This window comes from Bacterioplanoides sp., from assembly GCF_965219715.1.
In the GTDB taxonomy this organism is placed as follows: domain Bacteria; phylum Pseudomonadota; class Gammaproteobacteria; order Pseudomonadales; family Oceanobacteraceae; genus Bacterioplanoides.
The window spans coordinates 2,872,186-2,886,672 of sequence record NZ_OZ244785.1 but is presented as its reverse complement, the minus strand read 5'-3'; the positions used below and the strand labels follow the sequence as shown (position 1 = coordinate 2,886,672).

At 46.7% G+C, this 14,487-nt stretch carries 10 protein-coding genes; 3 read left to right on the top strand and 7 right to left on the bottom strand.

The window, feature by feature from the left end:
- Positions 1–115: 115 nt before the first annotated feature.
- Complete coding sequence (locus ACOQOZ_RS13665; RefSeq protein ID WP_420592421.1) at positions 116–718, bottom strand: c-type cytochrome; 603 nt, start codon at positions 716–718, stop codon at positions 116–118.
- A 30-nt stretch (positions 719–748) separates the two neighbouring features.
- Complete coding sequence (locus ACOQOZ_RS13660) at positions 749–1,048, bottom strand: c-type cytochrome (protein WP_420588705.1); 300 nt, start codon at positions 1,046–1,048, stop codon at positions 749–751.
- 134 nt (positions 1,049–1,182) lie between these two features.
- Here ACOQOZ_RS13660 and yihA point away from each other — a divergent pair, with 134 nt between their 5' ends.
- The 3 genes from yihA to ACOQOZ_RS13645 all read left to right on the top strand — a co-directional run bounded on the left by yihA (position 1,183) and on the right by ACOQOZ_RS13645 (position 4,945).
- The gene (gene yihA / locus ACOQOZ_RS13655) at positions 1,183–1,845 is read left to right on the top strand and encodes a ribosome biogenesis GTP-binding protein YihA/YsxC (RefSeq protein ID WP_420588704.1); all 663 of its coding nucleotides are present in this window, start codon (positions 1,183–1,185) and stop codon (positions 1,843–1,845) included.
- A 479-nt stretch (positions 1,846–2,324) separates the two neighbouring features.
- Positions 2,325–4,127, top strand: a complete 1,803-nt coding sequence (locus ACOQOZ_RS13650) for an acyl-CoA dehydrogenase (protein WP_420588703.1) — start codon at positions 2,325–2,327, stop codon at positions 4,125–4,127.
- 29 nt (positions 4,128–4,156) lie between these two features.
- Entirely contained in the window at positions 4,157–4,945 is a 789-nt protein-coding gene (locus ACOQOZ_RS13645) for a crotonase/enoyl-CoA hydratase family protein (RefSeq protein ID WP_420588702.1), read from the top strand.
- A gap of 37 nt (positions 4,946–4,982) precedes the next feature.
- On the opposite strand, the gene ACOQOZ_RS13640 is transcribed toward ACOQOZ_RS13645, so the two are convergent.
- The 5 genes from ACOQOZ_RS13640 to ACOQOZ_RS13620 form a co-directional block, all read right to left on the bottom strand.
- A complete protein-coding gene (locus ACOQOZ_RS13640) occupies positions 4,983–5,570 on the bottom strand; it encodes a hypothetical protein (RefSeq protein WP_420588701.1) in 588 nt (195 codons plus the stop codon).
- Between the two features lie 75 nt (positions 5,571–5,645).
- Entirely contained in the window at positions 5,646–8,963 is a 3,318-nt protein-coding gene (locus ACOQOZ_RS13635; RefSeq protein WP_420588700.1) for a phosphatidylinositol-specific phospholipase C domain-containing protein, read from the bottom strand.
- Between the two features lie 140 nt (positions 8,964–9,103).
- Positions 9,104–10,102 (bottom strand): AraC family transcriptional regulator ligand-binding domain-containing protein, encoded by a 999-nt coding sequence (locus ACOQOZ_RS13630; RefSeq protein ID WP_420588699.1) that lies wholly within the window; start codon positions 10,100–10,102, stop codon positions 9,104–9,106.
- Between the two features lie 249 nt (positions 10,103–10,351).
- Entirely contained in the window at positions 10,352–12,244 is a 1,893-nt protein-coding gene (locus ACOQOZ_RS13625) for a hypothetical protein (RefSeq protein ID WP_420588698.1), read from the bottom strand.
- A 296-nt stretch (positions 12,245–12,540) separates the two neighbouring features.
- Complete coding sequence (locus ACOQOZ_RS13620) at positions 12,541–14,400, bottom strand: ricin-type beta-trefoil lectin domain protein (RefSeq protein WP_420588697.1); 1,860 nt, start codon at positions 14,398–14,400, stop codon at positions 12,541–12,543.
- Positions 14,401–14,487 lie beyond the last annotated feature (87 nt).

Genomic DNA, 14,487 nt, shown 5'->3' with positions numbered 1-14,487 from the left:
GGTGGCAAAAAAGTTGGCCAAAACGATCATTGGCTGATTTCAAAAGGAATGTTCAGGGCGAATTGCGGGCACAAAAAAAGCGGCCGTAGCCGCTTTTTTGATTCAGGATGCGATATTAACGCAGACCCTGAATGTATGAAGATACTGCTTCGATCTCAGTTGCGTGCATACGCTCAGCAATAGAACGCATTACGCGAGTATCGCCATCGTTAGTACGCTGGCTCATGCTGAACTTGTTCAGCTGAGCTTTGGTGTAAGCATCGTGCTGACCCGCTAAACGAGGGAAACCAGCTGCTTCGACACCACCACCGGCAGGACCGTGACATGCCAGACAAGCCGGGATGCCTTTCTCTTCAACACCTGCCATGTAGATGCGCTTGCCTTTTTCTACCAGAGCTTCGTTTGCACCGCCGCCAGTTGGCACCTGTGCAGCAAAGTAAGCAGAAATATCAGCGATATCTTCATCGCTCAGACCCGCTACAAAAGCAGTCATTTCAGGAACCTGACGAGCACCGTCGCGAATGTCTTTGATCTGTTTGACCAGGTAACGCTCGCCCTGACCCGCAATTTTCGGGAAGGTAGGCGCTAGGCTGTTGCCGTCAGCACCGTGACAGGCAGCACAAGTAGCAGATTTTGCTTTACCAGCGTCTACGTCACCGGCATGTGCAGCAGACATCAGTCCGGCAGAAACGATCAGGCTAATCAACAGGTTTTTCATCATCAGGTCCAGGTTGTAAGTGAATTCGTGTTATTGCTTTGGTGCAGCCATATGGTTAATCAGCTGCTTGTACTGGTCTGGGGTACAGTCCATGCACAAGCCACGTGGAGGCATAGCACCTTTACCATTCGTAACGCTGGCGACCATTTTGTCCATTCCTGTTGCGATACGCGGTTCCCAGGCAGCTTTATCGAAAGCTTTCGGAGCCCCGGCAACACCCATGGCGTGGCACGCTGCACAAGCTTGCTTGTACTTAGCGTCTACATCGAATGCGTTAACGTTTGCGCTCATTGCCACTACTGCGGCAGCCATCACAGCCAGTTTTTTCATCGTGAGTCTCTCTCTTTTTGCTTGCTTTAAAACAGCTTAGCCTCGAACTCACCACCCTGTGATAGAATGAGTGCGTCATTCAAAGGCGCTGCATTATATAACATTAATTTCCAGACGGTCATTACGTTTACCCCATGTTAGATAAAGAATCATTGACCTATACCAATACTCACTTCGTTAAGAGCGCGGCAAAACTGAGCCAATGCCCTACCGATGTGTTGCGCGAGGTCGCATTTGCGGGTCGTTCTAATGCTGGAAAATCCAGTGCCCTGAACACCCTGACGCAAAACAAAAAACTGGCGCGCACCAGTAAAACTCCGGGCCGTACTCAGCTAATTAACTACTTCCAGCTGGGCGAAACACCACTGTGTCTGGTGGATTTGCCGGGATATGGCTTCGCCAAGGTGCCGGTTGCCAAGAAAAACGAATGGCAAAAAGAGCTGGGTAACTACCTGGAGAAACGTGATCCGCTGGTGGGCCTGGTATTGCTGATGGATATTCGCCATCCGCTGAAAGAATTCGACAACTCCATGCTGGATTGGGCCCGTGAGAAGCAAATGCCTGTGCATATCTTGCTCACCAAGGCCGACAAGCTGAAGCGTGGTCCGGCGCAGAATACTCTGCTGCAGGTGAAGAAAGCGGTGAAGGATCTGGGTGATCTGGTGACTATTCAGACTTTCTCGTCACATAACGGCGAAGGCCTGAAGATTCTGCAGAAGCGTTTGAACAGCTGGTTACTGCCACCGGAAGAGGAAGCCGCGGAAGATCTGTCAGTGGGAGTACCTGGCCCGGAATAAGCGCTCTAGGTGAAGACACTTAGATCGAAATCTACCGAAAAGGGCCAATCTCGTGATTGGCCCTTTTTTTATGCTCGTGAACTATTGGAAGTTTCTTGCTGATTGCAAAAAACAATGAAGTTTTTTATCGGATCAGCCCAAAGCCGGAATCAGTGTCTATAGTGAAAGTATTCCCGTTGGGAACAGAGTGGTGGGATGCCATTCACTTCTCCATAGGTAGTTCTTTTTCTTCGGTACTTCCCCAATGATCCGAAGTTGACCCAAGCGTTTGCCCCCAATGGCGCTTGGGTCTTTTTTTGCCCGCTTACTTTTAACCCAAGCGCCAGAGCAAACGGCGTTTGCCGCAACATCCACTGGACCGCTCGGATCTTTTTTGCTCTCTATGTCTCTTTTAGCTTCAACTAAGGCATTAATGCCAATATTTATTCACTGCTTTGCGTCCGATACTAAATAAAAAATAGTCATGTCGGAGTGATCAAATGTCCAAGCTGGTAAACCCAAAAGATCTCGAGTTTCTGCTGTATCAGGTGTTTAACGCAGAGCAACTGACGGAGCTTGAGCGCTTTCAAGATCACGATCGCACCACTTTTGACGGCATCTTGAAAACCTCTGAGCAAATTGCCGAGAACTATTTTCTACCGCATAACGCCAAAGCCGATGAACACGAACCTCAGTTTGATGGTGAAAAAGTCACGACCATCCCGGAAGTGAAAGAGGCCTGGAAGCATTTTGCTGAATCCGGACTTATGTCGGCGCGTCACAGTTTTACTGATGGTGGAATGCAGTTGCCATCGCTGATTCACGCTGCGTGTAACGCCTATTTTATGGCAGCTAACCCGTCGACTGCAGGCTATCCGTTTTTAACCAGCGCGGCTGCGAATGTGATTCATGCTTTTGGTAGTGAACAACAAAAAGCAACGTTTTTACAACCGATGTTTGATGGTCGTTTCTCCGGCACCATGGCATTAACTGAGCCGGATGTTGGTTCATCGCTGGGTGATCTGACCACCAAAGCCATTCCTCAGGATGATGGCAGTTATCGTATTAAAGGTCAGAAGATGTATATCTCCGGTGGTGACCAGGACATCACTGAAAATATCGTGCATTTAGTACTGGCACGAATTGAAGGAGCTCCAACCGGAGTAAAAGGTATTTCGCTGTTTATTGTGCCGAAGTTTTTAACTAACCCGGACGGCTCACTGGCGGAGCGTAACGACGTCAAACTGGCTGGCCTGCTTCATAAGATGGGTTATCGCGGCACTACCTCTACCGTTTTGAACTTTGGTGAGCAGGATAACTGCCACGGCTATTTAATTGGCGAAGCCAATAAAGGCCTGTCGTATATGTTTAAGATGATGAACGAAGCGCGTATTGGTGTCGGTTTAGGTGGCGCCATGATCGGCTATCGTGGTTATCTCGAATCGCTTGATTACGCCCGTAATCGTCCACAAGGCCGCAGAGCTACCAATCGTGATCCAAACAGCAAGCCAATTAATATTGTTGAACACACCGATGTAAAACGTATGTTGCTGGCACAAAAAAGTTATGTCGAAGGCGCCTTGGCGTTGTGTTTATTTGCTTCTCGTCTGGTGGACGAAATGGAAGGCGAAGCCGATGAAAACAAAGCACAAGACAGCGCAATTCTGCTCGATTTATTAACGCCAATCGTTAAATCTTTCCCATCGTATTACGGCCCGCGTGCGAACGACCTGGCGATTCAGGTATTGGCGGGTGCTGGTTATACCCGTGAATACCCGGTGGAGCAGTGTTACCGCGATAACCGCTTAAATCCGATTCATGAAGGTACTCATGGCATTCAGTCATTGGATTTATTAGGCCGGAAATTGTGGCAACACAATGGTAAAGGCCAACAACTATTAATGGCCCGGGTACAGGCAACACTGAAATCAGCTCAACAAAAACGAGCGTTAAAACCGTTGGCAGATTTGTATCAGAAACATCTGAATACACTGATGCAAACCGTGATGACGTTAGGTCAGTCGTTACAAAAAGGTGAGGTGGAATTATCCCTGGCGAATTCGGCTGTTTTCCTCGACCTGATGAGCAAAATGGTGATTGGCTGGTTGTGGTTAGAAATGGCCGATAAAGCGATTGAGACATTTGGCGATTCAGAAACTGCCGAAGACCAGCAATTCCTCGCCGGTAAATTACAGGCGGCGCAATATTTTATTCGCTGGGAATTAGCGGAAATTGATCATCAGGCGAAATTGTTAACCTCGTTCGATACAACCTGTCTGGATATGCAGGCAGATTGGTTCTGATTATTGATTAGTATTAGGGGAGCAGAGTGATGCCTGAAGACAATAAATTATTAATCGATATCAGCGAGCATATCGTTACCATTACCTTTAATCGTCCGGAAAAACTGAACGCACTGGATCCGGATTCTTATCATCTGTTAGCGCAGACCCTGTACAAGCTGCAACATGATAATGAATTACGGGTTGCCGTTATTCAGGCAAATGGCAAACACTTTACTGCTGGTTTAGAGCTGGATAAATGGGCGCCTATTTTTGCGGCAGGAAAAATGCCGGAGCTGGCGGAAAATGAAATCGACCCATATGGTTTACAGGGCGAGCGTTTAACTAAGCCGGTGATTATTGCTACCCAGGGGATTTGTTATACCTCGGGACTGGAGCTGTTATTAAACACCGATATTCGTATCGCCACAGCCGATGCGCGTTACGCTCAGTTGGAAGTGCAACGAGGTATTTACCCCTGTGGTGGTGGCACTATTCGTTTACCGGAGGCTATTGGCTGGGGGAATGCCCAACGTTATCTGTTAACCGGTGATGAATTCTCCGCAGAGCAGGCGTTGCAGTGGGGATTAATTCAGGAAATTGTTGATGTGGATAAGTTACATCAGCGTGCCCGTGAGTTGGCGACCAAAATAGCTAAAGCGGCACCGTTAGGCGTTCAGGCTGCACTGAAATCTTCTAAAGTGTCACGGTATCAGGATCAGCAAACGGCCATTGCCGACGTGTTTAAGGACATGCCTGCGGTGATGACCAGTGAAGATGCCAAAGAAGGTGTAGCGTCATTTCTGGAACGACGTGAGGCGGTGTTTAAGGGGCGATAACTGCTCTTTATTCCTCAACAACTTATTCCGCAACAATTTACTCCGCAACAATGCCTGAAGCACTCATAACGGTCTGCTTCAGGCTTTGTAGCCTGGCCAACTCCTTTTCAGAGTCTTGCTCAAACTTTTCCACAGGTAACCCATCTGAAGAAATTTGCTGCAATACGTAAATTTTCAGTTGCTTGATGCTTTCTATCTGACGGTCAATATTACGAATCAGTAGTTGAAGATCTTCCGCGGTCATCGGGTTTCTTTCACCAGTCTCCGGATCGTGGCTCAACATGAAAGCTTGCGGAAATAACTCAGGCTCTGGTAACGAAGGAATTTCAGACTCCGCTGCAGCATTTAAGGCTTCCTGGTATGCGACTTTATCCGGGTCAAAACCGTAGTGAAGAACTCTCTCCTGCCATTCTTCATTCCTTATTGCAGCAGGACTATCGAAACTGCCGATGTCTGCCGCTTTAATATCGTCTGATATCTTCAGGCGCTGATCTGATGTTTTGCTGGAGTAATCTACTTCGGTAATAACAACCTGAGTGTCAGGCAATAATTCATGCCATGGCAGAATATTCAGCATTAAACCGGTAGCGGCAAAAATCAGTAGTAGTATTAAAGTGTTTTTCATGAGGCCAGAACTACAAGTTAATAAAGCACTAAAGAGGCTTGCGCCCCTTTAATGAATTAACAATCCATTAGATATTTATGGGTTGCCCCAATGCCATTGCTGATTTGAACCGCCATGTTTCTGCCATAACACAACCGGTGCATCATTTGCGCTACCAGTGGCATCCAGTACCGGACCCTGGCTACCGCGAGGCTGCAGTGCACCATTTACAAAGTCCCACTTCTGGTTGGTGCTCCAGTCATAACAAGTCCACATATGAACGTATTCGCCGTTGGCATCGCTGAATTTTCCACGATGATCCAGGCACATGGATGGGTTGGCTTTATTTCTCAGCAAGCCGGTCATTGGGTCGTAATTCCATTTCTGCCAGTCAACACCGGCACAGTTGTAGATAAATACGGAGTCACGCTCTTCCACAGTACTGCCGGAAATATCCAGACATTTATCGGATCTTTGGTCGCGTAATTCGCGGTATTGCTTTGGCAGCTTCCACTCCACTTTATCCGTTGGGTGGATTATTACGTCCGTGCCGGAGAAAGTCAGATAGTAATTGCAGCGACTGTCGCCCACCTCGCAACCCCAACGGGTGCGGATGTAATAAGTGTCTGCTTTGCCAGCGACCGGTTCGAATAACCAGGGAACCATTTCTGCATCGGCTGCATTAATCACGACATCGGTGCTGCTGTCAGAATAAGTCAGCCAATCATCACAACGATTATCGCTGTCGCAATTCCATTTATTCCTCAGAAAAAAGACACTGCCGCTGTTGTCTGCCGGTAACATTTCCCATTGTGTCAGGTCGCCACCAATACGTGCATCACTGCCGCCAAATTCCAGGTATTGATTGCAACGACTATCACCAGAATCACAGCCATAAGTGCTCTGAATTGGCGTTTGATAACCCGATTGAGTCAGTGGTTTATAGCCACTGAATTGTTTGCTTACGTTCATAAAATTCACGGTATCCCAGGCCGGGTCACAATCAAACTTGGCGTTACGCTCATTGCCGGATTTACCAGCATCCCATTGCAAGCCACAGTTATTAGCTGCAGTGGTAATAATAGCTTTGTCCAGCTGACCCGGAGATAACGCACTGCGGCTGGTAATAATCATATCGTCGGTGGCAGGATCACAATCGAATTTGGCATTACGCTCACCACCATCGGTATCTCCGCCAGCCCATTGCAGACCACAGCCGCCATTAAGGGTGTAGATTTTTACTCTGGATTGATAATTCCCTTGGCTGTTCAGTGTTGGCTTTGTCAGTATCTGCATTGTCATTGGATCACCGTTGGAGGCGCAGTCCCATTTCGCATTACGTTCGCCATCATCCAGGCTGCCGTTCCATTCCAGGCGACACTGTTCACCATCGTTATCCGTGGTGTTTAATTTAAAGCTGTATTGATCTCCAACTTCCATGGTTGCCAGATCGGCATCCGTTGGTGCTGCCGCGTTGGCTTTAAAGTTTACGCTTGCCCAAATTGGTACATGATCCGATAAGGTATTTTTATCGCGGCATTCAGAACCACAAACACCGGCACCGGATGTTGAACCACCTTTAACAAAAATAAAGTCCAGTAATAGCGTCCAGTCGTTATCGGCTAATCCAGCCTCAGATGTAATTCGCGTATGGGTTGGTAAGTGATCGTGTGCGTCTTTATAACCACGCTCAAAAATTGGATTCAGCGAAATGTCATGCAGGCCCAGCGGATCCGCAAAAATATGGCCAATGGCGTTTAAATCGCCACCAACAATTTTGGTGAAACGTTTGGCTTCAGCGTGAGCAATGATTTCAGCATGTTGCCCCTTGCGTGCTTTATCCCCTGCAATGCCAAAAGGTGATGCCGTATGTGTTGAAAATACATGAACAATATCGTCCCCCACTTTCAGATCGGCAACAACGTATGAACGGCCACTGCTGGTTTCTGAAGTGCCTGACAGGTCGCCGTGCTGAGTTTTAAAACGAATTTTTTCAACATTGCCTAATGGGTAACGTGAAACAATGGCATTACCGGTTTGGCAAGAGCGGGCGGAATCTTCATTACCGTTAATATAATAAGCATTAAAGGCTTTGGCGTATTCACGTGCTACATCCGCACCACAGCTTGAACCACGAACGGTTTCACTTAATAAAATAACATCCGGCCCCTGAACTCCGAATTTGTTTTTCAGCCAGTTAATCTGATTTTGTATTCGCTCTGGGCCTGCCCGTAATACGTTGTAAGAAACAACTGTCAGAGAATCTTTTGCAGCAGGTGGAGCCGAGGCAAACTTATCCCCTTCAACACATGGGCTGCTGCCGTTACAGAGCGGAGTATTCTGATCCGTGCCTGTGCCCCAGTTGAATTCCGTAAATTGATATGGGCCTTCGTGATTCAGACGAATTGTATTGTTGATTAATCGCTCGCCCGGGAAGTCAGCCATAACCATACCGGCACGTGCACCACCATTAAGGAAACCGGATGTCACCATGTGGTCGGCGGTTAAGGTATTGGTACCTTCAAATGAAATGGTGCAGATTCCTATAAAACAACTGGTGCGTGGAAAGTCCGGATATTTGTTTTTCCAGCCCGGAGTTGTGAATCCAGTCGAAAGCCGTGCGGAATTTGTACTGTTAGTAAAGTGACCGCTGGCAACAAAATACGGGAAAGAACCACCGGCACCACTGAGGTAGTTCATATAGATGGTGTTTTTGTCACCGTTACGGGATTTATTCAGATGGTTTTTAACTGATGTCCATTTATCGTACAGATCCCAGTTGGTGGTGAATTTATATTCATCCTGAATATCCAGATTACCGTAAGGAATACCATAATCGGCACCACCGAACTCCTGCAGAATAACAAACTTACCGCGAACCTCATTCAGGGTCGGGTTGTCACTACTGCCGGTATAACGTTTGCTACCGTTAGCCGCCAGATATTCATCCAGAGTTTCGCTGTAACTGCGGCTATTACCTTCAGCGGTATGTTCTGAGCGCAAGCGGAATAAAACGGTTTCACTTGGATTAGCTGTCAGGAAAGCATCGATGTCTTTTAACACATCATCGAAATAAGTGTCCTGGGCAATAATGCCGTGATGCATACGGAACTTATTATTGATATGGCGTGTGCGCATATCAAACACACGGATTCCGGACTCAAGTTGCTGACTCAGCGTCATGGTTTGGTTCTGCCAGATCACTCCACTCTTGATTGACATCGTATCGTGGGTGCCAGGAATGGATAACTCGCTGATGCGTTTATTACCATCGACAAACTTCATCCATGATGGATTCGAAGCAACAGCCTTTGCTTCGTGAGCATAAGCTCCATCGGTATGAGCGGTCGTGGCAGGAGAAAATGAAACCGCTGCACCAAGCAGTGCAGTCGACAAAAGCATTTTTTTGTTCATTGTTATTCTCTTTGCTATCGATCAATGATGCTTGTTTAAGCAGGTATTGTGAGAGTTAACATTGAAACAACCGACGCCCAGATGGGTAATCCCTGCAGAGATCGTAGCGATTCCCTTGCAGCTCAGTCATGCGACTTGGCTCATTTATTCCTGAATTGTGCCGGAGTCATACCGCTGGTATTTTTAAATGCCCGGAAAAAAGCAGAAGGTTTACTGTAGCCCAGATAATAAGAGATTTCGTTGATGGATAAGGTTTTGTTACGCAACATCTGTTTTGCCATTTCTGTTTTCAGCTCCAGTGATAATTTGTTGTAGCTGGTACCGGAATCACTCAAACGTCGCTTCAGTGTGCTGGCGCTGAAATTAAATGTTTTGGCTACCTGCTCCAGCGTCAGAGTCTGGGGCAATGTTTTTTTAATCAGAGTCTGAATCTCATCTTCCAGCTGACTTTTATCGCGTTTGATGCCTAATTGCTCCATAAACAGCGACAGTGAGTTGGAATCGGCGGTGTAGATTTCCTGGGCAAAAATTGCTGGGGAGCCAGTGATATAGGTTTCTTTTTGGTTAAAGCGAACCGGGCAACCTAACACTCGTTGATATTCTGCTTCTTTGCCGCGGGCAGAAAATGGAAAAGATACTTCGCTGAATAGTGGCTGATTGCGGAAATTAAAATTGGTCAGATGGTGATAATGGGATTTCCAGCCTGCGGTAGTGAATTCAATCCAGGGACGAATCTGCTGAATATCGTCTTTGCAATCCAGCGTCATTTTAATCAGGCCATCGATAAAACTCAGAGAAAAATGAACACTGTCGTTGCCATAACCATGGTTGTTGGAGGATAACACCAGATACAAGGCATCTTTGATGGTGGCGCAGTTACACATGGCGTACCCGAGTAGTCCCATGTTCGACGGATGTAGCCATTCACCGATATGCAAACCCAAGAGGTCATCACCGGTTAATTCCATGGCCAGCTGATAAGCCTGGTAGAAACTGTCTTTCTGGCAGTTCTCAATATGTGAGCCAAGTTGCTCTGCAGCCACTCCGGCACTTTGTAATACCTTGTCGCCGATATGTTCCATATCGTGTTGTTTCAGGTAGTTATACAGAGGTTTAAAAGCGAGGGTGTTGACGTACATGATTAAGTCAATCTGTAGAATATACGGTCATTTTAGTTTAGAGGGTTTCAAACTAAAGTGCGTAAAAATGACATATAAGGGACGAAAGGCGACATCTATTAGGCTGTGTCATTGGGTTGAGTCGCAACCAGGCTGAATGGCCTTCAACAGGTTTATAAACCGGAAAAAAGGTGGCTTATTTTATTAACTTAACCACCTGATCATTTACCTTCATTAGCAGCTAGTAAAGGCCATTTTTTATATGCTAGTTTACATCACAGGCTTAGGTGACCAGCGCGGTTCATAAGCGTTGGTCGATTGAATAACCGCTCCGGGGGTTGCTTGCTTGGTATTAAAACGTGCGATACCTGCTTTGCGATTCTCGTCACCCACTTCGAATAAAATAAAGTTACCGTCAGGGGAGAGAGTTCCTCCTGACACTTCACCATCGATACCGGATACATTCAGTTGTGTTGTGCCTTTCTCTCCAATAGTGTGACAAGCCATACGAAGGAAACACATCATCTTACCATCGAACGACCAGATTGGCATATCCTGATTTTCCAGTACTAGTTTTTGTTCGCTGCCATCGGCACGAATGGTATATGCGTGTGTATAAGAAACGTCATCTTCGTCGTAACGCCAGGTTTTGGTGTACGCCAGAACGGGGTCCCCACCGTCGTTTGGCATTTGTGGGTTCCAGTTGAGTTCTTCATACCAGAATTTCTCCGCCGCTGGCGAGCTGACCAGCTTTCGTAAATCTTCTAATTTCAGTTGTTTACCGCTGCTCCAGATTGGCTCAGCCGTCGACATCTCGATAATATAAAGATCAGTGTGGAATTGAGTCAGGTTGTTATTGTTGCCATTAATGTTGGAATTGCCACTCATGATGGATAGCGCAAGGTACTGGCCGTCGGGTGAAACGCCGAGCGAGCGGACATCTTTACCGAAGTTCGTCAGCTTGGTTAATTTTTTCGTACGCACGTTGACCCGGAACGCCTCCCATGCGCTTCCTGTAGACCCCTTAGCACTGGCAAAGTAAACGTACTGTGCTGTAGGTCCCCAGGCAACATAACCTGAGATCGGGCTACCATCTGCCAATAACTCTCGATTACTTCCATCAGGGTTCATCATGTAAATGTTTTGCAGATCACCAAAGGCAATTTTGTGTCCGGCATGAGCACTGTTGGCGTCGCTCAGAATAGTAGCGGGGGTTTGAGCATTGTTATCGCCACCAGAATCTTTGACGTTACTTGTAATCTTGAAGTCTTTAGCAGTGTAATCGCCATCAGGAAGTTTACTTGGCAGCGCATACTGGGCATCCGTCAGAATCTTGTAGGCTGCGGTATCAGTGGTGCGTACCAGCTCTTTGGTATTTAATTTCCACTCTTCCTGAATATCTTCCTTACGCCCTTCAAACGCTTGGCCACCCAAAATGGAGGTTAATGCCCAATAGGTGTATTCCGTGACCATGCAGTCATAGTTGCAGGTTTTATCGTTATAGGTATACCAAGCGCCGTCTGGATAAGATTCAGGTACTTTTGTGAATTTTCCACCTCGTGCGATATCCATGGCATCTGCGAGTGCAGAGCCTGAGCTCTCACCAAAAACACTGGGGTATACCTTTGAAAAACCTACATGGGTGATCAGGTGCAATACTTCTTCAAGTGAACCATCAAACTCACCGCTGGCGGCTCCATTGAGGTGCGTTTCACTTGCCTGGAGATCCTGAATGTTGTCACCCATTGCACTTTGCGGCAGAGAGCCGGACAGCTGCCCCAGCTCTGTTTCATTCGCTGCCATGACCAACGTAGCTTTGGACTTTACCAGTTCATCAACCACCGCTTGGTTGTCCGGAATGCCATCTTCATTATTATCGAGATACTCGGCCATGATCTGAGCGGCATGCAGGATTTTGGTATTAGGAACTTTGCTGCTAGCGACGATCTTCACACCAAAAACATTGGTACTTTTTGGAAATGCTTTGCTAAAGGCAGAAGTTTCCTTATTCGCTCCATTTCCCGAGTTTGCGCCGTTCGTTGAAGGAGATACAGACGTTTTGTTGCTATCGCTGCCGCACGCAGTTAACAACGCGGCCGATAAAAGAGAAGTGAGTACTTTAGGTTTTAATAACTGATATTTGTTTGCGTGATGGTTTTTCATATAAAGCCTGCTGACATCAGTAAAGGTGAAATAAGACTTTAAGTTGGTTCATATCAAATACATATAGTGAAAGCGTCAGCCGTTGTCAGCAGATGTCAGCCACCAACGGCTTGTTTATGGTAATAGAATATGCGGAGTTTTATTTGAAGGAGTCTGATATGACGGTGGACTCGATTCCCTGCCAGTTAGGCTATAAAGATTTTTCCAGCGTTCCTAGTGCTTTTAAAAGCTGGTTTGTCTATTCGCCCACTAAATATAGAAAGGCCCACCGACGCTAGCAGGTGGGCTAATTTTTCTTACTTTTGCTTCAACTCTGAAATGATTAATGTATCGTAGGAAGGTGCACAATCCCACTTAGCATTACGCTCTCCGCCGGACTCAGATCCATCCCATTGTAATCCACAGTTGTTAGAGCGAATGATGATCTCTGCAGAACCCTTGCCGGTCGTCACTAGCGTCAAAGGATCTGATGATCCACTACAATCGAATTTAGCATTACGCTCTCCACCGGACATTGAACCATCCCATTCCAAACCACAGCTCTCGTTGTTGGTCATGATGCGACCGTCAATCGAATAGGTACCATCACCGTTGTGGTTCGGATTACTGGTCGCAATAAATGTCATGGCATCACCATTTGAGCGACAGTCAAATTTCGCATTTCTCTCACCACCTGATACTGAGCCATCCCACTCAAGACTACAGTGATTCTCTCTAGCACGAATTTTCATGTCGTAGTGATAACCGGAACGCATTGTCTGTACTACAGAGGCAATGGCAGATGCAGGATCACGTTTACCCCAGTACCAATGTTGCTGGCTGCCACCATGGGAAGACCACTGGCTTACATTCGCACCATCGGAAGTACCATTGGCATCCAGTACATACTGATTGTTGGAACCACTTTTAATACGATCATCGTCCAGATCAAAAATCAGGTCTTTGTGGTTTTCACAGGGCCATAACTGGACCTTGCCTCCATTCCAGGCGTGACTGGCATGATCCAGACAATAACCTGTGTCGGCCTTATTGATGATATGTTTGGTGTCCAGATCGTAAGCCCATTTTTGCCAAGCCACATCGGCACAGCCATGCAGTAATACATTGGCGCGGGAGTAAGGAGAGCTGCCCTCAAAGTCCAGGCACTTGTTGGCCTTGCCGTCACGCAGTTCAGCATAACCAACATTCTTCGCTTGCAAATCAATATTGGTGGCACCATTGATAAGAACATTATTGTTATTATCGTCCACGAAATAGCGTTCGATCGCCATCTGGTTATCACGTACGGAAGCTTTTACATAAATACCGTTTAACGCACCGCCAGCCACAATGTTAGGTAATGACTCCGGACCTTTGGTTGCACCTGCAGGACGCTGAGTAGTTCGATACCAACCACCGCCTTGGCCGTAATGAATATGACCACTAAAAATCGCGACCACGTTGTAACCTTCCAGAGCATTCCACATGTCTGCAGCTTGCTGATGCGACCAGGCCGCAGTGTCACCAATATCACTGTCGAACGTATAATGCATTACCAGTACAACGGGTTTTCCTGAAGGCCCAACCCTTTTGGCTAAATCATCTCGTAAAAAGTTAAGGCTGGAATAAGGTTCAACAGAACTCGCCCACCCTGCATCGTGATTACGATTACCACCGAAGTTTCCTAGTTGTACAAAGTGTACGCCCTGCCAATCCCATGAATACACGCTGCCTTCGGAATGCAAGTTTATTTTGGTATTGCGGCTGCGGTTGCGAATTTCCTTGATGATGCGATCTTTATCAACACAGTAAGTGGTGCCGAAGCTGCAGCCAGATGCCTGAACCCAGTCGGCTACATGCTCATCGTGATTACCCTGACCATCATAAACATACTCTTTGAATGAGCTGATGGCATTTGAATAGAATTTATATTCATCATTAGGGCGAGTATTTTGAGTGAGGTCCCCTGCGATCAATACACCCTTATTGTGGTTAGGATCATTTTTAATTTGATTACCAATTGCCGAAAGCGTTCTATCAGAAACCGCATTGCGACTAAAAGCAGCATTATCATATTGAGGGTCAGCCGTAACAAAGAAATCAAAATTTCGTGGGGCGGCATTCAGATTACAGGCGAATGCGAGCGCCGGGAGCAGCGCCAGTTTTAATATACGCATAATATCTCTTGTGAGTGATGAATCAGTAGTTAAGGACTGAAGGTGATCCCGATTCTTTTGTAATTATCTGGAAGGATCTATTCAGTA